Source organism: Qipengyuania sp. ABI-127-1 (assembly GCA_022953095.1).
Taxonomy (GTDB): Bacteria; Pseudomonadota; Alphaproteobacteria; order Sphingomonadales; family Sphingomonadaceae; genus Qipengyuania.
Genome location: JALJCR010000001.1, coordinates 1,059,373 through 1,085,964, shown reverse-complemented (window position 1 = coordinate 1,085,964; position 26,592 = coordinate 1,059,373). Strand labels below are relative to the sequence as shown.

Sequence of the window (26,592 nt, the reverse complement as noted above, 5' to 3'; positions counted from 1 at the left end):
CTCGTGACGAACTCTCAAGCCGCGATTTCCGCCCGTAACCTCACTCTCACGCTCGGCAGCAAGGAAGCGCCGGTCGATATTCTGCGCGGGATCGATCTCGACATCGCGCTCGGCTCGACCGTGGCGCTGCTCGGCCCCTCCGGGTCGGGCAAGAGTTCGCTTATGGCCGTGCTTTCGGGCCTCGAACGCGCGAGTGGCGGCACGCTGACGGTCGCGGGCGAGGATTTCGCCACGATGGACGAGGATGCACTGGCCCACGCCCGGCGCGGCCGGATCGGGATCGTGCTCCAGGCTTTCCACCTGCTGCCGACCATGACTGCACTGGAAAATGTGGCCACACCGATGGAACTGGCTGGTGAGAACGATGCTCAGGACCGCGCGAGGGCGGAACTCGAAGCGGTGGGCCTCGGCCACCGGCTGGACCATTACCCGCAACAACTTTCAGGGGGCGAGCAACAGCGCGTTGCCATCGCCCGTGCCATCGCGCCGCGCCCCGCCCTTATTTTTGCCGACGAACCCACCGGCAATCTCGATGCCGCGACCGGCCACGAAATCGTCGAACTGCTCTTCGCCCGCCGCGCGGAAACCGGCGCGACACTGCTGGTCATCACGCACGATCCGGAGCTGGCCGAACATTGCCAGCGCGTACTCCAGCTCGCCGACGGGCGTATCGTCAGTGATACGCAGTCGGCCAAGAGCGCCGCATGAGCTGGACCACCGCTTGGCGTATCGCGCGGCGCGATCTCAATGCGCGTTTCCGCGGCTTGCGCCTGCTGCTGGTTTGCCTGTTTCTGGGCACCGGTGCGCTTGCCGCGATCGGATCACTCACCGCAGCGATCGAGCGCGAGATCGAATCCAATGGCCGCGAATATCTCGGCGGCGATCTGCAGGTCGAACTCTGGCAACGCGGTCTCGACGAGGAGGAGCGCGCTGCACTCGAGGACCTCGGCGATGTTTCCGCTGGCATCCGCATGCAGGCAATGGCGCGCTTTGGCGAGCAGGCCGCCCCGATCGAATTGAAGGCAGTCGATGCCGCCTACCCGCTCTATGGCGAACTGACGCTGGAAGACGGCCGCTCGGTCGGCCCGCCCCGCCCGGACGAGGCGTGGTTGTCGCAGGGTGCGGCAGACCGCCTCGGCGCGGCGCCGGGCGACACCATCGCCATCGGCACCGAAACGCTGACCGTTGGCGGTATCGTGTCCAATGAACCCGATCGGTTGAGCGAAGGTTTCCAGCTCGGCCCCACGGTCATCGTGGCGGAAGACATGCCCATACGCGGCGGGTTGATCGCACCGGGTTCGATGTACCAGACCAAGACCCGGGTCCGCTTCTCGGGCAATCAGGACATTGGTGATACGCGCGAGGCGCTCGAGGAACGGTTTCCCTCGCAGGGCTTCGATATCGACACGGCCGAGCGCGCGGCACCGGGCACCGACCGTTTCGTCGACCGCATGGGCGAATTCCTGACGCTGGTCGGCCTTGCCGCACTGGTGATCGCGGGGATCGGAATCGGCGGCGGCGTGACATCCTATCTCGATGCCCGTCGGCAAGGCATCGCCACGCTCAAGATTCTCGGCGCTTCCAGCAGCGATATCGCGCGCATTTACGCCTTGCAGATTGTGGCCGCGTCGCTGATTGGCAGTATCGCCGGGATTGCCGTTGGCGTGGCTCTCGTGCCCCATCTGGCAACCGCGCTAGACGGACTGCTACCGGTTTCCAGCGGCCTCATCCTCGATCCTGGCGCGATCCTGCTGGCGCTGGCTTATGGGATGCTGGTAGCGCTGGTATTCGCGGCCCCGCCCTTGCTGCGCGCACGCCATTTTCCCGCGATGGCTCTGATGCGCGCACGTGTCGCCCCACTGGCACGCGATCCTCAAGCCTTGCTGGTGGTCGGCAGTGGCCTCGCCGCCATCGTCGCGCTCGCATTGCTGACGGCCGAGAATCCGATGCTGTCCGGCGGGTTTCTCGCCGGGGCCGCTGCGGTGCTCGCCCTCCTCGCTTTGCTTGGTCTGGGTATTCGCAAGCTCGCCGGCGCCATGCCCCGCCCCAAGAGCCCCATCGCCCGCAATGCGCTCGCCAATCTGCATCGGCCCGGTTCGTCCACCGGCGCATTGGTCACGGCGCTCGGCTTCGGCCTTGCCGCTTTCGTATTGCTCGCCGCCGTCCAGAGCGCGATCGACGGGAACATTGCCAAGCGCGTACCCGACCGTGCGCCCGACTATTTCGTGCTCGACATTCCGCGCGACCAAATCACCGAGTTCGAGACACTGGTTCGCGAAGCCGATCCCGATGCGAGTTGGCGGACCGTCCCGGCGCTGCGCGGCTCGGTCCTCGCCTTCGGGCCAGAAGGCGCCATGACCCGCACGCTCGACCTCGAGGAAATCCCCGACGGAGCCTGGGCGCTGCGCGGCGAACGCGGCCTAACCTATGCGGATACGCTTCCCGAGGGCAACGAGCTGACCCAGGGACAATGGTGGGGGCCTGCCTATGACGGCGAACCGCTGGTCTCGGTCGACGAGGAATTCGCCGCAGCCGCCGACCTGGAAGTGGGTGACATGCTGACCTTCGGCGTGCTGGGTATCGAGCGCACAGCGCGGATCGCGAACACCCGGCGGATCGACTGGGAGAGCATGGGCTTCAACTATGTCTTCGTGTTGAGCCCCAATGCAATTCAGGACGCGCCACACAACCTCGCGGCGACGATCGAACTCAGTCCGGGCACACCGACGGGCCCGCTGCTCCAGGCGTTGGTCGCGGCACTTCCCTCCACTTCGGTGATCGAGGTCGGCGGCGTGCTCGAACAGGCGCGCACGATCCTGGAACAGGTAGGGCTTGCCACGCTGGCCGCGGCAAGCGTGGCCGTGCTGGCGGGCCTCGCCGTTCTGTTGGGGGCGATCGCCGCAGCGCGCGCTGCACGCACTTACGATACCGTGGTCCTGCGCGTCCTCGGCGCCGACAGAAGGCAAGTGCTGGTCATGCAGCTGATCGAATACGTCGTTCTGGCAGGCGCGCTGGCGCTTGTGGCGCTCGGCATCGGCAGTTTCGCTGCCTGGCTGGTGGTCACCCAGTTGTTCGAATTCGACTGGCTGCCAGATTGGGGCATGGTGATCGCGGTCCTTGGCCTCGGGATCGCCATAGTTCTGTCCTTCGCCATCGGCGCCTCGCTGCCGCTGTTGCGGGCCAAACCGGCGCAAGCGCTGCGGGCGCTCTAGCTTCCGCCCAAGATCCGGTAGCGCAGGAGCGGCAGGCACCGCCCTTGGATCGATGCCGAAGCCACGTGTCCGGCATCGACCGCACCCATTTTACGATAGAAATCGGCAGCCTCCGGATCGGCGGCAATACTCATGGTATGCCCGCCGCGAGCCCCGACCGCTGCCACAGCCCAGGCGAATAGCTGGCTGCCGACGCCCCTACCCATGGCAGGCGGATCGACGAACAGCTTCTCCAGTTCCCAGTTGTCGCTCTCGCAGATCACTTGAGCGACACCCAAAAGCGTACCGCCCTCCCGCATGCCGACTGATAAACCGCCTTCCAGATCGGCTGCGCTCAGGGTCAGTTCGTCCCGGCAAGCTTTCATGACAGTGGCATCGTAGCCCCAGTACGCCTTGGAGCGCAGGCACACCGCACTGGCTTCTTCCAGCTCCTCCTCGGTCAGGGGGCGAATGGCGACAGGCATGCCATGACCTTTGCCGCATCACGCGCGTTAGACAAAGAAAAGGGGGCTCGAAAGCCCCCTCCCCTTATCCAATTGTTCGCTCGATCAAAAGCGGAACCGCGCCGCCACGCCATAGGTGCGCGGCTGGTTCGGATAACCCGAAATCGCCTGGCCCTGGGCCACTGCCGGGAAAACCGTGCTGATATAGCGATCGTCCAGCAGGTTGCGCCCCCAAACGGTCAGTTCCAGCCCCATGTCGAAAGCATAGGTGAGCGAGGCGTTGAGGCTGTTGACCTCCCGCTTGAAAGCGGCTGCCGCTGCGCGTGCGGGACCAAAGTCGCGCGCGCCCGTCACCGGGTCGACCACGATGAAGTTCGTCAGCCCGTCAACCACCTGCACCGGCGACTGATAGGAGAAATCGCCGCGCAGGATGATCCGGTCGCCATTGGAATTGACTTCCTTGTCGTACTGCGCGCCGAAGACTGCCGAGAGTTCGGGCACACCGGCAACCGGCTCGCCCGACAGATCGCCGACCGGCGAAGCGACGAAGCTGTCATATTGCGCGTCGAGATAGGTAAGCGCGACGTTCAGCGTGAGTTCGTCACTGGCATAGAACTGGCCATCGAACTCGACACCGAAGGTTTCCTGCTTGCCCGCATTCGACAGGATGAAGGAGGTTCCGGTGAATGTGTTCGCCTGGAAGTCCTTGATCGACTGCTGGAACACCGTCAGGTTTGCTGCGGCACGGCTCCAATTGCCCTTGATCCCGACTTCGTACACTTCCGAATTCTCGGCATTGGCAAAGCGGGTTCCCGGCCGCAGATTGGTGACCGCAAGGCCCTGTGCCCGAAGCGCGGCGAAATCGGCCGGAAGCGGACGGCTGTCGCGCGACAGGTTGAAGCTCGGCGCCTTGTAGCCAGTCGCCCAGCTCGCATAGACGTTGAGCGTCGGGGTCACTTCATAGGCAAGGCGGACGTTCCAGCTCCAGTCGTCGTCATTGGTCGAGCAATCTTCCACCGCGTTCGGGCAGTTCTGCAGTGGCGGCAGGAACTGGAACGGGGTGAGCGCCAGCAACGAGTTGACGGCGGGATTGGTGTCGTTCGCATCGGCGAAGGCCTGCACACCCGCCGAGACCTGTGCGAAGGCAGCCGGATTGCCGCCGGCAAAGGCACCGATCTCGGCTTGCGTTGCCGGGCGACCGAGGCCGAGCAGCGTACCGACCTGGGTTGCAAGACCCTGAGCGAAAATCGCGCGGTTGCCCGATGCCACCAGATCGACGTTCGAAAACGCATCGGTGCTCGTCGAGTTGGTCACGATCTGCTTCTTGTCCTTGGTGTAGTTCGCACCAAGGGTCAGCACCAGCCGATCGGTGATCTCGAAATCGACATTGCCGAAGATCGAGAAGGCTTCATTGTCCTGCACGATATTGTTGAAGAAGCCCTGCCCACTGGCGAAGAACTGGCCAGTGTAGTCGGTGCCGTTGAGCGCCGACAGCGTGGCTTCGAGCGAGTCGACAGTCTGCGTACCGCCGGTCGCCCCCTGCAGCAGCAGATTGGCGTAGGGGCGGAAGCCGTCACCATAGACGATCTGGTCCGACGTATCGACGCGCTCGTCGAAGTAATAGCCGCCGATCAGGAAGTTGAGCGGACCATCGAAGTCCGAGGCGATCCGGAGTTCCTGCGTGAAGGTGTCGATGTCGGCATCGCCGATATTCGCACCGCTAACCGCATTGAGGCTGGTGAAGTCAACATCCTGATCCGCCATCAGGCCGGTCTTGCGATAGGCGGTGATCGAGGTCAGCGTCAATGCGCCGAGTTCGTAGTCGATCTGGCCCGAAATACCGTAATTCTCGACTTCGTTGACCGGGTCCACATCAGTGAAGACCACATCGCCATCCGGATTGTTGCGGAAATCGTTGACTTGTCCGCCGAGCAACTGGATCGCACCGATCTCAGCCGAAGGCGCGACATTGATCACGCCGCAGCAACGCTCTTCGATCTTATCGTAGTCGCCGATGACGCGAACACGCAGCGGGCCGCCATTGTCGAACAGCAGCTGGCCGCGGGTGAACCAGCGGTTCCGGTCATTGATGTCCTGACCGTCGACGCCATTGGTGAGGAAGCCATCGCGCTTGTTGACACCGCCGCCGAAGCTGACGGCAAGAGAGTCGGCGATCGGGCCGGTCACGTAGCCCTTGGCCACGATGGCGTCGAAATTGCCATAGCTGGCCTCGACCATGCCGCCGAAATCGAACTGCGGTTCCTTGGTCACGATCGAGATCACGCCGGCGCTGGCGTTCTTGCCGAACAGGGTCGACTGCGGACCGCGCAGAACCTCGACCCGCTGGATGTCGGGAAGGTCGGAAATCTGCGATACAGCACGGCTGCGATAGACGCCATCGACGAACATCGCGACCGACGGTTCGAGACCGATATTGTTGCCGTCGGTGCCGAAACCGCGAACCGAATAGCTGGTCGCGAACGAGCTCTGGTTCTGGCTGACGCGCAGCGAGGGAACCACGGTGGCGAGATCGGCGACATCGCGGATCTGCGCGCGCTCGATGGTTTCGGAACTGGTCACGCTCACGGCGACCGGGGTTTCCTGCAACGTCTGTTCGCGCTTGGTCGCGGTGACGACGATGACATTGTTACTGGCGGGTGCCTCGACTTCTGCCTCGTCTGCACCGGCGTCCTGCGCCTGTGCGGTGGCGGGTACAACCAACCCGGCAGCACTGGCAAGCAAAGCGGTACGAACGGTCGCGGCGCGGCCGAAAGTAATGAATTTCATGAAAGGTCCTCTTCTCTCAATACGTATTATGGTCTGCTGCGCAGTCCCCAAAAATACGCAAGCAGAGGCGAGTTACCAGACCAGCATGGCCTCTCAAGTATTTAGCCGACGAGTGTCATAGCTCGTCCGACGACTGTGCCTTTCGCGTTACACTGCGGCACCTTGCCGCAATGCAGCAACTCGGCTAGGGGCGCGCCCGGAACGCGTCGCATGCTCTGTGCACTGACGCTACGGTACCCTGATTAGAAAGCAAGTATCCATGTCCCGCGATCTGCGCAACGTGGCGATCATCGCCCACGTCGACCACGGCAAGACCACTCTCGTCGACCAACTTTTTCGCCAGTCGGGCACATTCCGCGAAAACCAGCGCGTGGAAGAACGCGCGATGGATTCGAACGATCTGGAGAAGGAACGCGGGATTACCATTCTCGCCAAGTGCACCAGCGTCGAGTGGAACGGAACGCGCATCAACATCGTAGATACGCCGGGCCACGCCGATTTCGGCGCGGAGGTCGAGCGCATCCTGAGCATGGTCGATGGCGTCATCCTGCTGGTCGACAGCGCCGAAGGCCCGATGCCGCAGACCAAATTCGTTACCGGCAAGGCGCTCGCTCTCGGCCTGCGCCCGATCGTCGTCGTCAACAAAATCGACCGCGGCGATGCGCGCCCGCAGGCGGTGCTGGATGAGGTCTTCGACCTGTTCGCCTCGCTCGATGCTAACGACGACCAGCTCGACTTTCCTTCGCTGTGGGCCTCGGGCCGCGATGGCTATGCCAGCGACGACGAGCACGCCCGCGAGGGCAATCTCGAGCCGCTGTTCAAACTGATCGTCGACCACGTGCCCGCTCCGGGCCTCGATACCCATGCGCCGTTCAGTTTCCTCGCCACACTGCTCGATCGCGACAACTTCATGGGCCGCGTGCTCACGGGCCGCGTCCAGTCGGGCAAGATCGACGTCAACGATCCGATCCACGCGCTCGACGCAGACGGCAATGTCATCGAAGTCGGCCGCGCGACGAAGCTGCTTTCCTTCGACGGTCTCGATCGCGTGCCGGTCGAGCATGCGGAAGCCGGCGATATCATCGCGCTTGCGGGCCTCGAAAAGGCGACGGTGTCGAACACCATCGCCGATCCGGCGGTGAAGGAACCGATCGAAGCGCAGCCGATCGATCCGCCAACGCTCGCCATGCAATTCTCGGTCAATGACAGCCCGCTTGCGGGTCGCGAGGGCAGCAAGGTGACCAGCCGCATGATCCGCGACCGCCTCTATCGCGAAGCGGAAACCAATGTCGCCATCCGCATCACCGAAAGCGCCGACAAGGACAGTTTCGAAGTGGCCGGACGCGGTGAATTGCAGCTCGGCGTGCTCATCGAGACGATGCGCCGCGAGGGCTTCGAGCTCGGCATCAGCCGCCCGCGCGTGCTGTTCCGCGAGGAAAACGGCCAGAAGATGGAGCCGTTCGAGACCGTCGTCATCGACGTCGATGACGAACACTCGGGCACGGTCGTGGAGAAAATGCAGCGCCGCAAAGCCGAGCTGACCGAGATGCGCCCCTCGGGCCAGGGCAAGACCCGCATCACCTTCTCCGCCCCCAGCCGCGGCCTGATCGGCTATCACGGCGAATTCCTGTCCGACACGCGCGGTACGGGCATCATGAACCGCCTGTTCGAGAAGTACGACACCTATCGCGGGCCTATCGAAGGCCGTCAGAACGGCGTCCTCATCTCGATGGTCCCCGGCGAGGCAGTGGGCTATGCGCTCAACGCGCTGGAAGACCGCGGCGAGCTGTTCATCCGCCCGCAGGCAAAGATCTACGAGGGCATGATTATCGGCGAGAACGCCAAGCCCGACGATCTCGAAGTCAATCCGATGAAGTCGAAGCAGCTCACGAACTTCCGTTCGACCGGCAAGGACGACGCCATCCGCCTGACTCCGCCGCGCGTGATGACGCTGGAGCAGGCGATTGCCTACATCGATGACGACGAGATGGTCGAGGTAACGCCGGAAAGCATCCGACTGCGCAAGGCGATTCTCGATCCGCACGAGCGCAAGCGGGCAAAGCGCGCCGCGCAGGCATAGCCGCGCAACGTCAAGCCGAACGAAAAAGGGCCACCGCAAGGGTGGCCCTTTCTTTTTCAGTCGTCACCTACACTCAAAAGCGGAAATTCAGCGTGGTGCGGAACGAGTGGATCGCCAAGTCGGAATCCGACGGGCGCAGACCCGTCTGGCCCGAATCGAGCAGGAACGGGTTCGTCGCGGGGGCCGTACCGGGACCGACCAGCACATAGGCGTCGTCATCGTCATAACGCGAATAGAGATATTCGAGCCCCAGCGAGATGTTATTGGTCAAGTAAAGTTCGCCGCCCGCACCGATCTGACCGCCCAGTTGCCAGTCGCCATCGTCCGTCATGGTGAAGGAATTGGCGCCATTGGTGGTGACGAAATCATGGTCGATGTCGGCATAAGCGAGACCGCCCGTCACATACAGCAGACCACGGCCACTGCCCGGCGAGATCCCGAGGCGTCCACGCAGCGCGACCGATTTGTCGAGCTCGCGCACGAAGGTGTAACTTGCCGGAGTGGTGCTGAACCCGCTCGAATACTCTTTCGAATCCGACATCGCCCCTTCGACGAGAAGGCCGGCTACGAACGGACCATCGCCCACACGCTTGTCGAAGCCAAGGCGTACGCCATAGCCGAAGCGCGATTTGTCATCGCCGCAACCATCGATGGTACGCGACCCGTTGGCGATCCCGTTGCAGAAGCCCGGGCCAAAGGCGTTCGCGCCGGTGGTGGTGCGAACGACATCGCCATATTCGCCATCTCCATTGGTGTCGAAAACGATGCCATCGTCCGCCCCGTCATCGATCGCATCGAGCCCAAAGCTGCCACCGACATAGAAGCCGTCGAAGAAGTCGGGATCGGTATCTTGGGCGATTGCTGGCTGAGCGATAGTGCCCGCAAAGATTGCGGTGGCCAGAATTGTCGATTTTTTCATTGGAATACCTGTAGTTTATGTGGACCCTGTTTGTCGAAGAGACGTGCGACAAGGAAAGGCGTTCCAAAGACTTTTGCAAACCAAATGGAACCGTCGCAAAATTGCCACAGACATGGCTGCGCTGCGCAAAGAATGACCCACAATGTGGTATTCTAGGCTGCGGTGGTCAGCGCAGGTTCAGTCTGTTAGGTGCCGCACCATGCAGACGGGAACATATATTTCACTCGCCTTATATTTTATTCTCATGCTCGCGATCGGTCTCTGGGCCTGGAAGCGTTCTACCGACACGAGCGAGGGCTATCTGCTCGCTGGACGCAATCTTTCTCCTTCGGTCGCGGCACTGTCCGCAGGCGCATCGGATATGAGCGGTTGGCTGCTGCTCGGCTTGCCCGGCGCACTTTATGCCAGCGGCCTGGTCGAGGCGTGGATCGGTATCGGCCTGTTCATCGGAGCGCTGGCCAACTGGTTCGTGGTCGCCCCGCGCCTGCGCGCGCAGACCGAAAGCTATGGCAATGCACTGACCATTCCCGAATTCCTCGCCAACCGCTTCCCTGACAAAGCAGTGGCGCTGCGGGTTATCTCTGCGTTGATCGTGGTGGTCTTCTTCGCAGTCTATACCGCCGCAGGCCTGGTGGGGGGTGGCAAGCTGTTCGAAGCGAGCTTTGCCAGCGCTTTTGGTGATGTCGGGATGAGCGACTACATGCTCGGTATCTGGATTACCGCCCTGGTAGTGCTCGCCTATACCATGGTCGGTGGCTTTCTGGCGGTCAGCCTGACCGATTTCGTCCAGGGTCTGATCATGGTCGTCGCCCTGGTGGTGATGCCGCTGGTGGTGATGTTCGGCGATGGCGGCAGCGCGGGCGGCTCGCTCACCGATGTCCCGGTCGAAGGGTTTCTCAGCCTGACCCACGGGCTCACCTTGCTGGGTTTTATCAGCGCAGTGACCTGGGGCCTCGGATATTTCGGTCAGCCGCACATCATCGTGCGCTTCATGGCGATCGATACGGTCGAGAAAGTCCGCCCGGCGCGCAATATCGGCATGACCTGGATGGGTGTGGCGCTGCTCGGGTCGATCGGCATCGGCATTGCCGGCCGCGCCTTTGTCGAGCGCAACGGACTGGTGGTGGACGATCCGGAAACGATCTTCATCGTGCTCGCCAACCTGCTGTTCCATCCGCTGATCACCGGCTTCCTGCTGGCGGCCTTGCTGGCGGCGATCATGTCGACCATCAGCTCGCAGCTACTGGTTGCCTCGAGTTCGCTGACCGAAGACTTCTACAAACTGTTCTTCCGCCGCAACGCATCGGAACGTGAAAGCGTCAATGTCGGCCGCATTTGCGTCGCCCTGGTCGCCTTCGCGGCTATCGCCATCGCAAGCGATCCCGACAGCCAGGTGCTGGGGCTCGTCGCCAATGCCTGGGCCGGTTTCGGTGCGGCATTCGGCCCGCTGATCATCCTTTCGCTGACATGGGACCGGATGACAGGCGCAGGCGCAGTGGCAGGTCTTGTAACCGGCGCGGCGGTGGTCATCGCCTGGATCGTTCTCGGCTGGAACGCCGCGCTTCCGGGCATGGATGCCGGGCTTTACGAAATCGTTCCGGGCTTCATCGCCGCCTGGCTCGCCATCTGGCTGGTCAGCAAGGCGACTGCCGCAAGCGAGCGCCCCTTGCCAGCCTGACCCGGCTTCGCCACACCGTCTCCCGATAGGAGGAGACGGATATGCGAGCGATACTGGTGGGCGTAGCGGCCCTTGCCCTCACGGCCACTCCGGCAAACGCGCAGGAGGCTGCCGATACACCCACGGTCGAAGAGCAGATCGGCGGTGGCGGACGGCCCGTGGGTGCGAACTGGGCACGCAGCCCGGTCATTGCCCAACACGGCATGGCGGCGACCGCGCATCCGCTGGCGACGCAGATCGCGCTCGATATCCTCAAGGCGGGCGGCACTGCGGTCGATGCGGCGATTGCCGCCAACGCAGCGCTCGGCCTGATGGAACCGACCGGCAACGGCATCGGCGGTGATCTCTTCGCGATCATTTACGATCCGAAGAGCGGCAAGCTGCACGGCATCAACGGGTCGGGCCGCAGCCCCAAGGGCCAGACGCTCGGCCAGTTGCTCGAAAAGCTCGACGGGGCGGACGCCCTGCCCCCGGTTGGCCCCCTGCCGGTCACGATCCCCGGCACGGTCGATGCGTGGTTCGCCATGCACGAAAAGTTCGGCAAGCTGTCAATGGCCGAGAATCTCGCACCCACCGTGCGCTATGCCCGCGAAGGCCACCCGATCGCGCCGGTGATAGGTATGTATCTCAACCGCGCTCTGCGAGCCTACACTGCCCGTCAAGAGATCCATCCCTTCGAATTCGATAATGCCCGCAAGGTCTGGTTCGCCGACGGCGCCGCGCCCGAAGCGGGCGAGGTGTTCAAGAACCCAGACCTTGCCACAACGCTCGAGACTATCGGGCGCGAGGGACGCGATGCCTTCTACGACGGCGCCTTGACCGAGGTGATGGTCGGCTATTTGCAGGATCAGGGCAGCGCCTTCACGCGGGAGGATTTCGCCAGCCACACCAGCGACTGGGTCGAGCCCGCCTGCGCGGAATACAAGGACGGCTACGAACTGTGCGAACTTCCACCCAATGGGCAGGGCTTCGCCGCGCTCCAGATGGTCAACATTCTCAAGAATGTGGACCTATCCCAGTGGGAGCGCGGCAGCCCCGAAGCGCTGCACTACATGGTCGAGGCCAAGCGGCTCGCTTATGCCGATGTCGCGCGCTTTTATGCCGACACCGATTTCGCGCCCTTCCCTCAAGAGCTGCTGAGCGAGGAGTACGGCCGTCAACGCTTTGCGCTGATCGATCCCGCCAGGGCCACGCCCGAATTCGGACCTGGCGAACCCAAGCTCGAGGGCGAAGGCGACACGACCTACCTCACCGTAGTCGATGGCGACGGGCTGATGGTCAGCCTCATCCAGTCGAACTATCGCGGCATGGGCGGCGGGCTGGTAGCGCCGGGTACGGGCTTCATGTTTCAGGATCGCGGCGAACTGTTCAGCCTCGATCCAGCCCATCCCAATGCCTATGAGCCCGGCAAGCGCCCCTTTCACACGATCATCCCGGCCTTCGTGAAGAAGGATGGCAAGCCCTACATGACGCTGGGCCTGATGGGTGGCGGGATGCAGCCGCAGGGCCACGTCCAGATCCTCGTCAATATCGTCGATTACGACATGAATTTGCAGGAAGCGGGCGATGCAGCGCGTTTCAACCATGATGGCGGTCGCCAGCCGACCGAGCCGTTGACGGGGTCTTCGGCCGATCCGCTCGGCACACTCCACGTCGAACCGGGTATTCCGGCCGAAACGATCGCTGCGCTTCGCGCCATGGGCCACAAGGTGGAAGTGGTCGATAACGGCATCATGTTCGGCGGATATCAAGCAATCGCCCGAGATCCGGAAACCGGCGTGCTTACCGGGGCGACGGAGATGCGCAAGGACGGGCAGGCGAGCGGCTATTGAGGGAGAGCAATGTGGCGAAGGTGACCGGTTTGGGCGGGGTCTTTTACATAGTGAAGGACCCCGCGGCGACGCGCGCATGGTACCGCGACACGCTGGGTATCGATGGCGAATACGGACCGCAGCTCAACTGGTCGGAGGAAACGGGGGACCGGCCCTATTCGCTGATCAGCCATTTCCCGGACGGGGAATACATCAAGCCCGGTATCGGCGGATTCATGATCAATCTGCGCGTGGACGACTGCGATTCAATGGTCGCACAGCTAAAGGATAAGGGCGTCGAAATACTCGGTCATGTCGACGAAGGTTACGGGAAGTTCGCCTGGATACTCGATCCCGACGGGGTAAAGATCGAATTGTGGGAACAACTTCAGGCACCGGACTAGGCCAGGAATTCGCCCGATCGCGCTTGCCCCGAGGGCGTTAGCGGGAAGTTAACCATGGCTGCGAGATAATGCGTTCCATGCGACCGCATCCCGCCTTTTCTCTCCTCATTTCCCTTGCTCTGGCGGGATGCGGCGCGGTTCCCCAAACCAAGCCCGCCGAACGGGGCGCGCGGACGGCCGGTTCGGCACCGATCAGTGTCACCCGGCCGGAGGCCCGGCAATGCCACGCCGAACTGGGGCAGACGGGTTCGCGCTTCGCCCCTCTGCCCGACAAATACTATGGTGCCGGATGTTCGACCACGAATAGCGTGAGCCTCGAAGGCGTCGGCGGGGATCGCCACCAGTTCGCAGTGACCAATCTCGGTGCCGTGGCCTGCCCGCTCGCCAACAGTTTCGCTGCATGGGCGCGTTTCGGGGTCGATCGCGCTGCACGCCAGATCCTCGGTAGTCCGCTGCAACAGATCGAAACGATGGGCAGCTATTCCTGCCGCAATGTCGCCGGAACCGCGCGGCGCAGCGCGCATTCGCGCGCCGAAGCAGTCGATGTCGCGGCGTTCGTGCTCGCGGACGGGCGACGAATTTCGGTTCGATCCGGCTGGAATGCCTCGCAAAGCGAACGCGAATTTCTCCGGGTTATTCATCGCAGTGCCTGCAAGCGTTTCGGCACCGTGCTCGGCCCAGACTACAACAAGGCACACCATGATCACTTCCATCTGGAGCATGGTGGCGGCAGCTATTGCCGCTAGTGTCGAACCGGCCTATCCGCTCGCCTTCAAAGCGTCGTCCACAAGATGCGCTTCGAGCTGGAGCTTGACCGCCTGCGCGGTGCGATCCGTTTCGAGCTTGGTCATCAAATTGGCGCGGTGATTCTCTACCGTTCGCGGACTTATGTTGAGTTTGCGCGCGATTGCCTTGCTGCTGCAACCTTCCGCAAGCCAATCCAGAACTTCCCGCTCGCGTGGGGAGAGGCTGGCGATCCGATTGCGGGCCTCGACGATCCGGCGCCGGGCACGGGCATAGGCATCCGCCTCTCGAGAGATGCGGCTGACCGATTGCGCCAGCCGTTCGGGCTTCAAAGGCAGCGCTATATAATCCAAGACGCCTGCTTTCACCGCTTCGACCACGCTGAGCGGACGCGGGCTGGGAGCGGTTGCGATGACCGGCAGCCATCGGCCCGCTTCCGCCAGTAATTCCAGAATGCGTGATGCGCCGCCATCGGCCGGATCGTCCCGAGCGAGGACGATACCGTCTTCCGGCGGACGTTCCATGAATTCCGCTATGTGCGCGTAGGTTTCGCAGTGGAACCCCAGTTCGAAACCCAGGCGGGCCTGCTCCGTCCTGCTACGGCTCGAGCCGCCCACGATATGGAGAATTGGGTCATCGCTCATGCGTAATACCTTAAGCAAAGAGACGCGTTCTCGCCAGAGATTCGTTATTGGTTCAATGGCGCGAAACAACCGCTACGTTCACTGCGGCCGGCTCGCGCATTGCCGGAACGGCCGAGCCTTCTCATTACTCCAGCGTCATTCCCCGACAATGCTGTAATCGGGGAGAGAATGAAACGCGCTTTTCAAAGCATCCCCCCAGCTCGAGGAAATCGACCGAAAATAGGGATCGTCGTGAGTGACGCGATGTTCGTGCGCAGGTTCGAAAACATCGCGCTCAATGACCTGGAGATCGAGGGGCAGACCGACCGACAGATTGGCCTTGAGTGTGGAATCGAAGCTGACCATCAGGAGCTTCACGGCATCTTCCATGCTCATCGTGCGATCGTACCCCCGGATGATGATCGGACGGCCATACTTGGTCTCGCCGATCTGGAAAAACGGAGTATCGTGGCTCGCCTCGATGAAATTGCCTTCGGGATAGACCATGAACAGGCGCGGCTCCATCCCGGCAATCTGTCCGGCGACGATGATCGAGGCGGTAAAGCGGCCTTTTCCTCTGTCCCCATTGGCGGTCTGGCGTTCGGCGATGATGGTCCGCAGCAACTTTCCAATCTCGGTCGCAACCTGAAACATCGTGGGTGACTTGAGGAGAATGTTGTCCCGTTCGTCGGGCGCCTTCATCCGCTCTCCAAGCTGGCTGATGACGGCCTGCGTGCTCGCAAGATTTCCCGCGGTCATCAATGTGATGATGCGTTCACCCGGCACGTTCCAGGTAAACATCTTGCGAAATACGGAAATGTTGTCGACGCCCGAATTGGTACGCGTATCGCTCATCAGGACCAGACCCCGGTCGAGTATCATTCCCACGCAATACGTCATGCTCTATCCTTTAGGCAGCTTCACTGCTGCACTTGTTGCTGTTCCACAGCGACATCGACTTCGAGCACGGTCGACCTAGTGCCGAAGCTTATCCCAGTAATCGGTGCCGCATCCTGATAGTCGCGCCCCGTGGCTACTCGGACATAGCGCGCATCGGGGCTGATCCCGTTGGAGATATCGAACCCGACCCAGCCCAGTTCCGCGACATGGGCTTCGGCCCAGGCATGCCCGGCCTCCTGATCGATACGGTCGTTCATCATTAGGTAGCCGCTGACATAGCGCGCCGGTATGCCCAACGTCCGGGCGATACCGATGAAGACATGTGCGTGGTCCTGACAGACACCGTTACCGGCGGCGAACGCCTCTTCCGCACTGGTGCGCGAATGCGTGGTGCCAGTCTTGTACTCGACTCGATCGAGTATCGTTGCCGATAGCTGGTGGAGCGTTTCCAGCCGGTCTTCGCCACTCGTCTGCATGTTGGCGGCGAGCTTGCGCATTCCCGGGCCGGGGCGCGTCATATCAGTCTGGCTCAGGAAACTCCAAAGCGGCAGGTGTCCTGCGTGGCGCCCAATTACACCCGCGTGATCATGCGTGTCGACACGGCCCCGACAAGTCACTGTGACGTCCTGTGCACCCTGCTCCACCGAAACGAGAGTCACCGTATTGTGATGTTGGTCTTCGTAAGTGATCTCGGGATGGGCGTTCTCGTATTCCATTTCCCATTCAAGGATTTCCTGCCCCTGTGTCTGCTTGGGCGTCAGGCGCAGACGCTGGAGCGCATGGAAGACCGGGGCATCGAAACGGTAGCGGGTGGTATGACGGATCGAGAGGCGCATCAGGACAAGAACCTGTAATCTTTGGCGATCGCATCTCCGATCGCCGCGTTGGACGCCGTAAAGTCGACCAGGAATTCGTGCAGACCCTGTTCGAAAACGTCATCGATGGTGAGATCGGCAATCCGTGTGTCGGCGGCGCGCATGAGAGCGTTGCTCTCCCCTTCCGAGCCATGCAACCGGGCGAGCGCGGCGAGATTGGCGCGCAGGGCGGAATGGCAGAAGGCCAGGCTGCGCGGAAAACAATCGTCGAGGATCAGGAATTCGCAGATTCCCCGTGCATCGATCTGCCCGGCATTGAGCCAGCGATAGGCGCGATCGCCCGACACCGACCGTAACACTTGGTCCCACTGCCCGGTATCGAGGCTTGAGCCGACGTAAGACAGTGATGGCAATAAGAGGTAGTATTTGATGTCCAGAATGCGCGCGATGCTATCGCCGCGCTCGAGGAAGGTACCCGCTTGTCCGAAGTGATACGCTTCGTTGCGCAGCATGGAGCCTTCCATCGCACCATGCGCCATGGTGCCGGCACGGCGGATCGTTGCGACCGTATCGAGTACGCGGTTCTCCCCTACAGGCTTGGCGAGCTGATCCTGAATTTCCAGCCAGTTTTCGTTGATCGCTTCCCACAATTCACCGCTGATGGCATTGCGAGCGAGACGGGCGTTCTGGCGAACCTGCCCGAACATGGCGAGAACCGAGGAGGGATTGTCCTTGTCGCGCAGGATGTAATTCCATGCCTGCATACCTGTATAAGTGCCGTGTTTGGCCTCGTAGCCTGCGCGTTGCCCGGCAGTGGACATGACCGATCGCCACTCCTCTTCCGCCGTCACCAAATCACGCGTCAACGCCATGCGCAGTCCCGCATCGAGCAGGCGCGCAGTATTTTCCGCCCGTTCAAGATAGCGGAACATCCAGAAAAGCCCGTTGGCGGTCCGTCCCAGCATCAGTCCTTGAGCACCCAGGTATCCTTGGTCCCGCCGCCCTGGCTGGAATTGACCACCAACGATCCCTCATCCAGGGCCACCCGCGTGAGGCCGCCAGGAGTAATGTCGATCTTGTCTGGCGAGACGAGCACGAAAGGCCGCAAATCCACATGGCGCGGCGCAAGGCCTTTCTTGGTAAAAATCGGACAGGTCGACAGGGCCAAGGTCGGCTGGGCGATGTAGTTTTCCGGCTCGTCGGCAATCTTCTTGCGAAACTCCGCGATTTGCTTTTTTGTCGCGGTCGGCCCGATCAGCATGCCGTACCCTCCCGAACCGTGGACTTCCTTCACCACCAGTTCGGCGAGGTTATCGAGCACATATTTGCGCGATTCCTCGTCAGCGCAGCGATGCGTTTCGACATTGGGTAGCAGCGGTTTCTCGCCAGTGTAGAATTCCACGATTTCCGGCATGAAGGAATAAATCGCCTTATCGTCGGCAACCCCCGTGCCCGGTGCGTTGGCGATGGTCACGCCGCCTGCGCGATAGACATCCATAATGCCTGGTACGCCCAGCACGCTATCCTCGTTGAAAGTCATCGGATCGAGGAAGTCATCGTCAACGCGGCGATAGATAACGTCGACAGGTTTATACCCGGATGTCGTCCGCATCGCGACCCGACCGTCGATCACGCGCAAATCACTGCCTTCGACCAGTTCGGCACCCATCTGGTCGGCGAGGAAAGCGTGTTCGAAATAGGCAGAATTGTAGATCCCCGGTGTCAAGACAGCAACGGTGGGCTTGCCTCGGATGCAGTCGGGCGCGCAGGCCGCCAGGCTCTTCGCCAGACGCCGCGGGTAATCGGATACGCTTTCCACCGGCACCCGCATGAACAGTTCGGGGAACATCGCCATCATTGTTTCGCGATTTTCCAGCATGTAGCTGACACCCGACGGGGTGCGTGCATTGTCTTCGAGCACATAGAACTCGTCCGACCCCGTCCGCACCAGATCGATGCCCACGATATGGGTGTAGATGCCGCCGGGCGGAGTGAAGCCCACCATATGCGGCAACCAAGCGTCGTTGTTGCGAAACAGCCGTTCGGGGATACGCCCGGCACGGATAATTTCCTGCCGGTGGTAGAGATCGTGCATGAAGGCGTTGAGCGCCGAAACACGTTGTTCGATGCCGCGCGTCAGTTTGCGCCATTCCGCCGCGGTAATAACGCGCGGGACCATATCGAACGGGATCAGCCGTTCTTCGGCTTCCTCTTCGCTATAAACGTTGAAGGTGATGCCGGTTTTGCGAAAATTGCTTTCGGCCTCGGTATGCTTGCGCCGGAGCAGCGCGGTTTCCTGATCGTCGAACCAGTCGCAATAGCCTGCATAGGCCTCGCGGACAGCACCACCGGGATCGCGCATCTCATCGAAAAATTCGCCGTCGCCGGTCATGGTCCCCCGATCAGGAAAAAATCGCCGCACGATCATCGTGCCAGCGCGAGGGCAGGATACCCTCCATCAGGAGACTAAAGGTTCAGTCCGCGTCCAGTTCCCTCAGCAACGCCGCGACCGCCTCATGCGTGAGTACGAAGCCCATGTGTGAACACCGCAGCGCCACCGCGCGATCACGCTCGCCCGGCCTGCCGCAAGCGGCCCGGGGGTGGACGACGCCGTCTCGCGGACTCCAGAAGGCGACGGTTTCGACCGGTGGTTTTTCGTGCGTCACGGCCTCGATCTCGGGTTCGTCCACCCGGTGTCCAGCAATAGCCTGATAGGCGCGCCACCCATTATTGGCACGCGGAGACCCCGAGAAGGGCGAACCCATGGTGACGACCTTGGCCACCTTGTCGGGATGGGCCTTGGCCAATTCGCGCGCCATGACTCCGCCCAGACTCCACCCCACCAGGTGGATCGGTTGTCCCTTCACCCGGTGCAATTCGACCAGCCGGTTTTCGACCTTGCGGAAACGGGCCTCGGTCGCGCCCAGATTGTAACCCAAACCCCATTTCTTGGTCGTGTGCCCTGCCCTTTCGAGCTTGCGCGCCATCCAGCGCATACGGATCGGGTGCGCGCCGAAACCGGGCAGCAGCATAACCGTTTTCGGATTGCGGGCCGCAGCAATCTCCAGCGGCGGGCCGATCAGCCGACGCGCCGGTTCAAACGGCCAGAGGAACTCGCGCAGCAATAATTGCCAATGCGGACCCCGCGCATCGTCCGGGCACGGCTCTGCGGCGAGCGCCCATCGACGCGCGAGTTCCTCGCGATTGGCCCATGCAGTGTCTTTGAACGGTAATGTTGCCATCACCTCGTCATAATACGCGAAGCCGATTAATGGCTCCCGAATTTCACCCGGTCATTTACGCGTCGCAATCGCCGATGCGCTCCTGCGAGCTCTTCATGGTCATCTCCATCGACTGACCGTCCGGCCCTTCGCCAACCATTGTCATGGTCATCTGGGACGATGTCTCTCCGCCGGTGCCCTGCAGGGTCATACGGGCAGCGCCCTGGCCCTCCGCATTACAATTCATGATCGCATCGATGCTGCCACCCTCGGCTTCGAACTTTTCGAAAGTGCAATCCGAACCGGACTCTTGCGATTGCCGGGCCATTTCCTCGAAGCCCTGCTCGGCCTCCTCCGCAGTCAGACAATATTCGTGAGTCTGCGGACCGCGATCGAACATGCTGCGCATCATGTCCTGCACCTGTTGCGGGGCGCCGGGCATTTCGACATCGACGAACTCCACCGTGGCGCGATATTTGCCCGGTTGCGGCCTGACCATGTCCTCGGTCTTGGCTGCGGCCTCGGCCATCGTGATCTCGCCGTCTCCATCGGCATCGGCACTGCTCCCGCCTCCACACGCGACAAGAGCGAAGCTGGCGGTGGCAACAATCACGATACGATGCATATCAGGTCTCCTAAGTCGTCTCCCGAAGCTAGCAGCCGGATGGCGCGAGGCAAGCACCGTTGCACGCCGCCACGATGTTCCCCATATGTGCGCGCATGAGCGAACTCGTTATTCGAAGAGGGCTGGAAGAGCCGGACACCACCGACGAGTTCGTCCCCCATAAGCCCGCGCGCCCCGAAAAATCGATGCCGGGCAAGAAATTCAAGCTCGTCAGCGATTATACGCCAAGCGGCGACCAGCCCACCGCGATCGCCGAACTGACTGGTTCAGCGAAGGAAGGGGACCAGACCCAGGTGCTGCTCGGCGTCACCGGCTCGGGAAAGACCTTCACCATGGCCAAGGTGATCGAGGAATTGCAGCGCCCGGCGTTGATCCTTGCGCCGAACAAGATCCTCGCCGCGCAGCTCTATGGCGAGTTCAAGAGCTTCTTCCCGGAAAACGCAGTCGAGTATTTCGTCAGCTATTACGACTATTACCAGCCCGAAGCCTATGTGCCGCGATCCGACACCTACATCGAGAAGGAAAGCTCGGTAAACGAGGCGATCGACCGGATGCGCCACTCAGCCACGCGCGCGCTGCTGGAACGGGACGACGTCATCATCGTCGCCTCGGTCTCCTGCCTCTACGGTATCGGTTCGGTCGAAACCTATTCGGCGATGATCTTCGACATCAAGAAGGATGAAACGGTCGACCAGCGCGAGCTGATCCGCAAGCTCGTGGCCCTGCAATACAAGCGCAACGATGCCGCCTTCGCGCGCGGCAATTTCCGCGTGCGCGGCGACAGTCTCGAAATATTCCCCTCACACTACGAGGACATGGCCTGGCGGATCAGCTTCTTCGGCGACGAAATCGAGGAAATCAGTGAATTCGATCCGCTGACCGGCAAGAAGGGCGCCAGCCTCGACAAGGTCCGCGTCTATGCGAACTCGCATTACGTCACACCCGGCCCGACAATGAAACAGGCTTCCGAAGCCATCAAGTTCGAGCTGCAGGAACGCCTTAAGGAACTACACGAGGAAGGTCGCCTGCTCGAAGCCCAGCGGCTCGAACAGCGCACCAATTTCGACCTCGAAATGATCGCCGCCACCGGCTCCTGCGCCGGAATCGAGAATTACAGCCGCTTCCTCACCGGCCGCCTCCCCGGCGAACCTCCGCCCACGCTGTTCGAATACCTGCCCGAAAATGCGTTGCTCTTCGTCGATGAAAGCCACCAGACAGTGCCGCAAATCGGCGCGATGTCGAAAGGCGACCATCGCCGCAAGATCACGTTGGCCGAGCACGGCTTTCGCCTGCCTTCTTGCATCGACAACCGCCCGCTCCGATTCAACGAATGGGACGCGATGCGCCCGCAAACATTCGCGGTCTCGGCCACGCCCGGAACGTGGGAGATGGAGCAGACCGGCGGTGTGTTTGCCGAACAGGTCATCCGCCCCACGGGTCTCATCGACCCGCCGGTCGAGATAAAACCGGTCGAGGATCAGGTCCAGGACTGCATCGAGGAATGCAAGAAGACCGCTCAGATGGGCTATCGCACGCTCGTCACCACGCTGACCAAGCGGATGGCGGAAGATCTGACCGAATTCATGCACGAAGCGGGCGTGAAGGTCCGTTACATGCACTCCGATGTGGAGACGTTGGAGCGTATCGAGCTGATCCGCGACCTGCGCCTCGGCGTTTATGACGTGCTGGTGGGTATCAACCTGCTGCGCGAGGGGCTGGATATTCCCGAATGCGGGCTGGTCTGCATCCTCGATGCCGACAAGGAAGGCTTCCTGCGCTCCGAAACCAGCCTCATCCAGACCATCGGCCGCGCCGCGCGCAATGTCGATGGCCGGGTTATCCTCTATGCCGACCGCGTCACCGGCAGCATGGAACGCGCGATGGCGGAGACCGAGCGCCGCCGCGAGAAACAGCGCGCCTATAACGAGGAACACGGCATCACGCCGCAGACGATCAAGCGCCAGATCGCCGATATCGTCGCGCACACCGCCGCGCAGGACGGGGTGACGGTCGATACGGGCGACGACGAGCGCAACAACCTCGTCGGCCACAATCTACGCGCCTATATCGAGGATCTGGAAAAGCGCATGCGTGCCGCCGCCGCCGACCTCGAGTTCGAGGAAGCAGGAAGGCTACGCGACGAGATCCGCCGATTGGAAAACGACGAACTCGGCTTGGGCGAGGAAGAGAAGAAAGCACCCCGCGTCGGGCGGAGCGATGCCGGGCGGCCGGGTACGCGCAAGACGCGGTATGGCAAGACGCGCTACAAACGAATGGGCGGAAAACCTTAGATCGCACGATCCTTCGACCGGCGTGGTCGCTGTCTCGACCAGCGGCGTGCGCATCTCTTCCACCTCGCGCGAGGTGGGTTCATCCTCCTCCTCATCTGTTGTGGGAGGAACACCGATGAAATTGCCCCTTTCCCTTGCGAGCGCGCTGGCCCTCTCGCTTGCCGCATGCAGCGAGGCGCCTGAAGCGCAGGTCGATACCCCGGTCGCGCAGCTCGTTTCTGACGAGACGCTGGCCGCAGCGGTTGCCAACGAGGCCCGCCACGAGGCCGCCCGCGCGCTTGATGAAAGCCGCATGCCTGCCGAAGTGCTCGCCTTCCTCGGCCTCGAACAGGGCGACGATGCGGTCGATCTCATTTCGGGCGGCGGCTATTGGGCCGAAATCCTCGCCGAAGCTGTGGGTGAGGACGGCAGCGTGACCGCGCTCGAGCCCGAGCAATTCTACGACGAGGAGCGCTGGGCAGCCTTGTCCGCAGCCCAGCCCGACATCGCGCTGGAACGCTATCGCTTCGAGGATTTCCAAAGCGAACCCCACCGCTTCGATTTCGCGGTGATGAACCTAGTCTACCACGATCTTTACTGGGAATCGGAAGAATACGACGTCCCGCGCTCCGAACCGTCCGCCTACCTCGCCACGCTCTATGCGGCGATGAAGCCGGGCGGTGTCGTTGGCGTGATCGACCACGTGGCCAATCCGGGCGACACCCGCGAGGCCGTCGAGAGCTTCCACCGGATCGAGCCTGCCGTCGTCAGGGCCGATTTCGAGAAGGCCGGCTTCGTACTGGAGGCACAGAGCGACATGCTCGCGAACCCCGAAGACGATCACACGGTCAATGTCTTCGATCCAGCCATCCGCGGCAAGACCGACCGTTTCGTGATGAAATTCGTCAAGCCCGCGGTCGGCAGCTAGACCGACAGCGACGGCCGAGCAGAAAAAGTAGGGACAGACATGGCCAAAATCGACTGCGATCCCGATGGCACCCGCCTGCCCATCCGTTTCGACGGAACCAGCAATGGCGAGTTCATGCCGCTCGACCTCACGCCGCAGCAGCACATAGCGAATGCCATCGCCCATGATATGGCATCCGAAAACAGCCGCCGGCTGGGGATCGGGCGCCGCGCCTTCCTCGTAAGCACCGCCGGAGCGGCAGCGACGCTTGTCGCCTGCAACGCGGCCAACCCCGCCGCGGGCGGCCGTTTTGCCCTGCCCGCCGAGGCTGCACTGGACACGGCGGCGGCGGACAGCGTCCTGCTGGGCGACGAATTCATTCTCGACGTCCAGACCCATTGCGTCGATCCGTCAGGCGCTTGGCGCGTCGGGCGTGAAGGGGAAATCTGGGACGCGGTCCTGCGGCAGGCCTTCGGCCAATATGCGAAATGCGGCGGCAGTGGTTACGAGTGCTATTCCGCCCAGACGCTTGCCAAGGAGGTCTATCTCGACAGCGACACGGACGTGGCCGTCGTTTCCGCGCTCTGGGGCAGCCAGAAGAGCAATCCCACGCCTACCCATTATGCCGCCGAAGCCCGCGAGATCGTCGAGGCGATTGGCGGCGACGGCGCGCGCTGCCTGATCCATGGCGGACTGTTGCCGAACGATCCGGGCGATCTCGAGGCGATGCAGGAGAAGGCGGAAGTCCACCGGGTCGATGCCTGGAAGATGTATCCGCAATGGGGGCCGGAAGGCCGCGGTTTCTTCCTCGACGAAAGCGATCACGCGGCCCGCGCCTTCGAGGAAGCGCGCAGGCTCGGCGTGACCACTATTGCGGTGCACAAGGGGATACCGCTCTACGGTCTCGAGTATGACTATTCCTCGCCCAGAGACATGGGCCGCGCCGCTGCGGCGAACCCGGACCTGACCTTCCTCGTCTATCATTCGGGCATGGAGCACGGGAAGCCGGAAGGGCCTTACAGGCCGGATGCGGCCGAGGGCGTCGACCGGCTGATCAAGGCGCACCAGGACGCGGGGTTCGTCCCCAACCAGGGCAATCTCTATGCCGAGCTGGGTTCGGTCTGGCGTCACTTCATGAGCCGCCCGGACGAGGCGGCGCATTTGCTGGGAAAACTGCTCAAATATTTCGGCGAGGAGCGCATCCTGTGGGGCACGGACAGCATCTGGTTCGGCAGCCCGCAGGACCAGATCCAGGCTTTCCGGGCCTTCGAGATCGGGGAAGAGTATCAGGACCGCTTCGGCTATCCAGCCCTCTCCCCGACCGCCAAGCGCAAGATCTTCGGCCTCAATGCAGCGCAGGTCTACGGTATCGATGGCGAGCGCATGGCGGGCCGCAATGGGCTCGACAGGCGGCGGCTCGACCACCGGGAGCGCGGAAATCCCAGTTTTGCCACCTATGGCCCGAAGACGCGGCGCGACTTTATGGCCAACTGGCAGGCGCATGGGGGCAGGCCGGGCTAGGCGCTTGGGCGATTGACCCGGCACGCATCCCCTTTCAAGGGATGGGTGAGACATTTCCCGAGGAGACGACATGCCCATCCGTAAATTGCTTGCATCGCTCGTGCTGGCCGGTGCGCCTCTCCTCGTCGCATCCGGCGCCGCAGGGCAGGAGACAGATCGCCCGGCCGCTGAAAAACAGGGGCTTGTCGTCCCCCAAGTCCGTACGCGCGACCTCTTCGGCACCTTCGGTGGGCAGCGCATTTCCTACCGCGCGACCGTAGGAGAAACCGTGCTCACTTCGGATGAGGGCAAGCCCGAAGCGGTGATCGTCACCACCAGCTATGTGCGCAGCCCGCGCGACACCTCGCGGCCGGTATTCTTCATCTACAATGGCGGGCCAGGCTCGGGATCGGTCTGGTTGCAGATGGGCGCCTGGGGGCCGAAGCGGGTCGCCATCCCGTCAGATGCGCGCGACGATGGGGCGCCGCCCTATCCGCTGGTCGACAATCCCGAGAGCTTGCTCGATGTCGCCGACCTCGTCTTCATCGACCCGCCGGGTACGGGTTTCAGCTATCTCACCCCCGGCACCGATCCGAAGAAATATTACGGCCTGCGCGAGGATGCGCGCGCCGTGGCCGAGGTGATTCGCCGCTGGATCAACGACAACGGACGCTGGAACAGTCCAAAATATCTCGGCGGAGAGAGCTATGGCACCACGCGTACGGCCATGGTGGTGGACGAGCTGGAAGGAAGCACATTCAACGATGTGGGGCTCAACGGGCTCATCCTCGTTTCGACCATCCTCGATTTCGCCGCGCGCGAGCCCACGCCGGGCAACGAAATGGCCTATATCGTGACGCTGCCCAATATGGCCGCCGCCGCTTGGTTCCACGGCAAGGCCGAGGCGCCCTCGGTCGAGGCTATCGCGGAGGAAGCGCGCCGCTTCGCCATTGGTCCGTTTGCCAGCGCGTTGCTCAAGGGGCAGGATCTTCCCGATGCCGAACGCGCTGCCGTGCGCGCGGAACTCTCACGGCTGACGGGCCTGTCCGAAACCTATCTCGACCAAGCCAATCTGCGCGTCACCAGCCAGCGCTTCTACAAAGAGTTACTGCGTGACAGGGGCCTCACCGTCGGCCGTCTCGATGCACGCTATACCGGCACGGATTACGATAATGCCGGGGAATATCCCGACAATGATCCCAGCTTCTACGGCATCGACGCGGGCTATACCGCGGCGGTCAATGCCTGGCTGCGCGAGGGGCTGGGTTTCGAGACGGACCGCGAATACCAGTCGATCGGGCGCGAGCCGGGACAGCACTGGAACTGGAGCCTGTCGAGCGGACCGGGCCGCAGCGCCTATCTCAACGTCGCTCCGCTGATCGGCAAGGCGATGCGCCAGAATGCCGGCCTGCGGGTGTTCAACGCGCAGGGCTATTACGATTTCGCCACGCCTTTCTTCGGCGCAGAATATTCGCTCAACCGGATCGGCATCCCGCAGGAGCGGGTCGAACTGCATTACTATGGCTCGGGCCATATGATGTATGTCCGCGACGAAGACCGGGTGAAACTGGCGCGCGATGTCCGTGCCTTCATCCGCGATCGCTGAGGATAGCGCACCCCGCCCGCTTGAACCTGCGCGCGCCTGTGCCATAG

General features: G+C 62.3%; 21 protein-coding genes. 11 read left to right on the top strand and 10 right to left on the bottom strand.

Translation table 11 applies throughout. From position 1 onward, the window contains the following. Positions 1 to 3: 3 nt before the first annotated feature. Together MUY37_RS05285 and MUY37_RS05280 are read left to right on the top strand one after the other, a co-directional pair. On the top strand, positions 4 to 708 hold the full coding sequence (locus MUY37_RS05285; protein ID WP_499194337.1) for an ABC transporter ATP-binding protein: 705 nt from the start codon (positions 4 to 6) through the stop codon (positions 706 to 708). Further along, complete coding sequence (locus MUY37_RS05280) at positions 705 to 3,212, top strand: ABC transporter permease (protein WP_499194336.1); 2,508 nt, start codon at positions 705 to 707, stop codon at positions 3,210 to 3,212. Before MUY37_RS05285 ends, MUY37_RS05280 begins: the two co-directional genes overlap by 4 nt. Here MUY37_RS05280 and MUY37_RS05275 read toward each other — a convergent pair. After that, entirely contained in the window at positions 3,209 to 3,676 is a 468-nt protein-coding gene (locus MUY37_RS05275) for a GNAT family N-acetyltransferase (protein WP_499194335.1), read from the bottom strand. The genes MUY37_RS05280 and MUY37_RS05275 overlap by 4 nt on opposite strands. Positions 3,677 to 3,760: 84 nt before the next feature. Continuing rightward, positions 3,761 to 6,442, bottom strand: a complete 2,682-nt coding sequence (locus tag MUY37_RS05270) for a TonB-dependent receptor (protein WP_499194334.1) — start codon at positions 6,440 to 6,442, stop codon at positions 3,761 to 3,763. A 259-nt stretch (positions 6,443 to 6,701) separates the two neighbouring features. Between MUY37_RS05270 and typA the strand changes: the two genes are divergently transcribed. Next, a complete protein-coding gene (typA, locus tag MUY37_RS05265; protein ID WP_499194333.1) occupies positions 6,702 to 8,522 on the top strand; it encodes a translational GTPase TypA in 1,821 nt (606 codons plus the stop codon). 73 nt (positions 8,523 to 8,595) lie between these two features. On the opposite strand, the gene MUY37_RS05260 is transcribed toward typA, so the two are convergent. Then, positions 8,596 to 9,441, bottom strand: coding sequence for an outer membrane protein (locus MUY37_RS05260; RefSeq protein ID WP_499194332.1), 846 nt, complete (start codon positions 9,439 to 9,441; stop codon positions 8,596 to 8,598). A gap of 199 nt (positions 9,442 to 9,640) precedes the next feature. On the opposite strand from MUY37_RS05260, the gene putP reads away from it, so the two are divergent. The 4 genes from putP to MUY37_RS05240 all read left to right on the top strand — a co-directional run bounded on the left by putP (position 9,641) and on the right by MUY37_RS05240 (position 14,080). Further along, positions 9,641 to 11,119 carry a sodium/proline symporter PutP gene (gene putP, locus MUY37_RS05255; RefSeq protein WP_499194331.1) on the top strand — a complete coding sequence of 493 codons (1,479 nt, stop codon included), beginning with the start codon at positions 9,641 to 9,643 and terminating at the stop codon, positions 11,117 to 11,119. Positions 11,120 to 11,160: 41 nt separating this feature from the next. Then, a complete protein-coding gene (gene ggt / locus MUY37_RS05250; RefSeq protein ID WP_499194330.1) occupies positions 11,161 to 12,951 on the top strand; it encodes a gamma-glutamyltransferase in 1,791 nt (596 codons plus the stop codon). A gap of 11 nt (positions 12,952 to 12,962) precedes the next feature. After that, on the top strand, positions 12,963 to 13,334 hold the full coding sequence (locus MUY37_RS05245) for a VOC family protein (RefSeq protein WP_499194329.1): 372 nt from the start codon (positions 12,963 to 12,965) through the stop codon (positions 13,332 to 13,334). 77 nt (positions 13,335 to 13,411) lie between these two features. Continuing rightward, entirely contained in the window at positions 13,412 to 14,080 is a 669-nt protein-coding gene (locus MUY37_RS05240) for an extensin family protein (RefSeq protein ID WP_499194328.1), read from the top strand. Positions 14,081 to 14,092: 12 nt separating this feature from the next. Here MUY37_RS05240 and MUY37_RS05235 read toward each other — a convergent pair whose 3' ends face one another. The 7 genes from MUY37_RS05235 to MUY37_RS05205 form a co-directional block, all read right to left on the bottom strand. Then, positions 14,093 to 14,722 carry a response regulator transcription factor gene (locus MUY37_RS05235; protein WP_499194327.1) on the bottom strand — a complete coding sequence of 210 codons (630 nt, stop codon included), beginning with the start codon at positions 14,720 to 14,722 and terminating at the stop codon, positions 14,093 to 14,095. A gap of 135 nt (positions 14,723 to 14,857) precedes the next feature. Next, on the bottom strand, positions 14,858 to 15,601 hold the full coding sequence (locus tag MUY37_RS05230) for a proteasome-type protease (protein WP_499194326.1): 744 nt from the start codon (positions 15,599 to 15,601) through the stop codon (positions 14,858 to 14,860). A gap of 20 nt (positions 15,602 to 15,621) precedes the next feature. After that, positions 15,622 to 16,437 carry a transglutaminase family protein gene (locus tag MUY37_RS05225; protein ID WP_499194325.1) on the bottom strand — a complete coding sequence of 272 codons (816 nt, stop codon included), beginning with the start codon at positions 16,435 to 16,437 and terminating at the stop codon, positions 15,622 to 15,624. Next, entirely contained in the window at positions 16,437 to 17,381 is a 945-nt protein-coding gene (locus tag MUY37_RS05220; protein WP_499194324.1) for an alpha-E domain-containing protein, read from the bottom strand. The genes MUY37_RS05225 and MUY37_RS05220 overlap by 1 nt, the downstream gene beginning before the upstream one ends. Continuing rightward, a complete protein-coding gene (locus tag MUY37_RS05215; protein ID WP_499194323.1) occupies positions 17,381 to 18,808 on the bottom strand; it encodes a circularly permuted type 2 ATP-grasp protein in 1,428 nt (475 codons plus the stop codon). Before MUY37_RS05215 ends, MUY37_RS05220 begins: the two co-directional genes overlap by 1 nt. 82 nt (positions 18,809 to 18,890) lie before the next feature. Beyond that, positions 18,891 to 19,658: a lipase family alpha/beta hydrolase gene (locus tag MUY37_RS05210; RefSeq protein WP_499194322.1), complete on the bottom strand. Its 768-nt coding sequence runs from the start codon at positions 19,656 to 19,658 to the stop codon at positions 18,891 to 18,893. A 55-nt stretch (positions 19,659 to 19,713) separates the two neighbouring features. Continuing rightward, positions 19,714 to 20,262: a DUF3617 domain-containing protein gene (locus tag MUY37_RS05205; RefSeq protein WP_499194321.1), complete on the bottom strand. Its 549-nt coding sequence runs from the start codon at positions 20,260 to 20,262 to the stop codon at positions 19,714 to 19,716. A 95-nt stretch (positions 20,263 to 20,357) separates the two neighbouring features. Between MUY37_RS05205 and uvrB the strand changes: the two genes are divergently transcribed. The 4 genes from uvrB to MUY37_RS05185 all read left to right on the top strand — a co-directional run bounded on the left by uvrB (position 20,358) and on the right by MUY37_RS05185 (position 26,545). Continuing rightward, positions 20,358 to 22,553, top strand: coding sequence for an excinuclease ABC subunit UvrB (gene uvrB / locus MUY37_RS05200; RefSeq protein ID WP_499194320.1), 2,196 nt, complete (start codon positions 20,358 to 20,360; stop codon positions 22,551 to 22,553). Between the two features lie 115 nt (positions 22,554 to 22,668). After that, on the top strand, positions 22,669 to 23,460 hold the full coding sequence (locus MUY37_RS05195) for a class I SAM-dependent methyltransferase (RefSeq protein WP_499194319.1): 792 nt from the start codon (positions 22,669 to 22,671) through the stop codon (positions 23,458 to 23,460). A gap of 39 nt (positions 23,461 to 23,499) precedes the next feature. After that, positions 23,500 to 24,960, top strand: a complete 1,461-nt coding sequence (locus MUY37_RS05190) for an amidohydrolase family protein (protein ID WP_499194318.1) — start codon at positions 23,500 to 23,502, stop codon at positions 24,958 to 24,960. A gap of 70 nt (positions 24,961 to 25,030) precedes the next feature. Then, a complete protein-coding gene (locus MUY37_RS05185) occupies positions 25,031 to 26,545 on the top strand; it encodes a S10 family peptidase (RefSeq protein WP_499194317.1) in 1,515 nt (504 codons plus the stop codon). The last annotated feature ends 47 nt before the right edge of the window (positions 26,546 to 26,592 follow it).

Excerpts from the sequence above, each read along its gene's own strand:
- MUY37_RS05230 (WP_499194326.1), bottom strand. The coding sequence starts at position 15,601 with ATGACGTATTGCGTGGGAATGATACTCGACCGGGGTCTGGTCCTGATG.
- MUY37_RS05215 (WP_499194323.1), bottom strand. The coding sequence starts at position 18,808 with ATGACCGGCGACGGCGAATTTTTCGATGAGATGCGCGATCCCGGTGGT.
- MUY37_RS05220 (WP_499194324.1), bottom strand. The coding sequence starts at position 17,381 with ATGCTGGGACGGACCGCCAACGGGCTTTTCTGGATGTTCCGCTATCTT.
- MUY37_RS05225 (WP_499194325.1), bottom strand. The coding sequence starts at position 16,437 with ATGCGCCTCTCGATCCGTCATACCACCCGCTACCGTTTCGATGCCCCG.
- typA (WP_499194333.1), top strand. The coding sequence starts at position 6,702 with ATGTCCCGCGATCTGCGCAACGTGGCGATCATCGCCCACGTCGACCAC.
- MUY37_RS05195 (WP_499194319.1), top strand. The coding sequence starts at position 22,669 with ATGAAATTGCCCCTTTCCCTTGCGAGCGCGCTGGCCCTCTCGCTTGCC.
- MUY37_RS05210 (WP_499194322.1), bottom strand. The coding sequence starts at position 19,658 with ATGGCAACATTACCGTTCAAAGACACTGCATGGGCCAATCGCGAGGAA.
- MUY37_RS05275 (WP_499194335.1), bottom strand. The coding sequence starts at position 3,676 with ATGCCTGTCGCCATTCGCCCCCTGACCGAGGAGGAGCTGGAAGAAGCC.
- putP (WP_499194331.1), top strand. The coding sequence starts at position 9,641 with ATGCAGACGGGAACATATATTTCACTCGCCTTATATTTTATTCTCATG.
- MUY37_RS05185 (WP_499194317.1), top strand. The coding sequence starts at position 25,031 with ATGCCCATCCGTAAATTGCTTGCATCGCTCGTGCTGGCCGGTGCGCCT.
- ggt (WP_499194330.1), top strand. The coding sequence starts at position 11,161 with ATGCGAGCGATACTGGTGGGCGTAGCGGCCCTTGCCCTCACGGCCACT.
- MUY37_RS05205 (WP_499194321.1), bottom strand. The coding sequence starts at position 20,262 with ATGCATCGTATCGTGATTGTTGCCACCGCCAGCTTCGCTCTTGTCGCG.
- MUY37_RS05260 (WP_499194332.1), bottom strand. The coding sequence starts at position 9,441 with ATGAAAAAATCGACAATTCTGGCCACCGCAATCTTTGCGGGCACTATC.
- MUY37_RS05190 (WP_499194318.1), top strand. The coding sequence starts at position 23,500 with ATGGCCAAAATCGACTGCGATCCCGATGGCACCCGCCTGCCCATCCGT.
- MUY37_RS05270 (WP_499194334.1), bottom strand. The coding sequence starts at position 6,442 with ATGAAATTCATTACTTTCGGCCGCGCCGCGACCGTTCGTACCGCTTTG.
- MUY37_RS05235 (WP_499194327.1), bottom strand. The coding sequence starts at position 14,722 with ATGAGCGATGACCCAATTCTCCATATCGTGGGCGGCTCGAGCCGTAGC.
- MUY37_RS05280 (WP_499194336.1), top strand. The coding sequence starts at position 705 with ATGAGCTGGACCACCGCTTGGCGTATCGCGCGGCGCGATCTCAATGCG.
- uvrB (WP_499194320.1), top strand. The coding sequence starts at position 20,358 with ATGAGCGAACTCGTTATTCGAAGAGGGCTGGAAGAGCCGGACACCACC.
- MUY37_RS05240 (WP_499194328.1), top strand. The coding sequence starts at position 13,412 with ATGCGACCGCATCCCGCCTTTTCTCTCCTCATTTCCCTTGCTCTGGCG.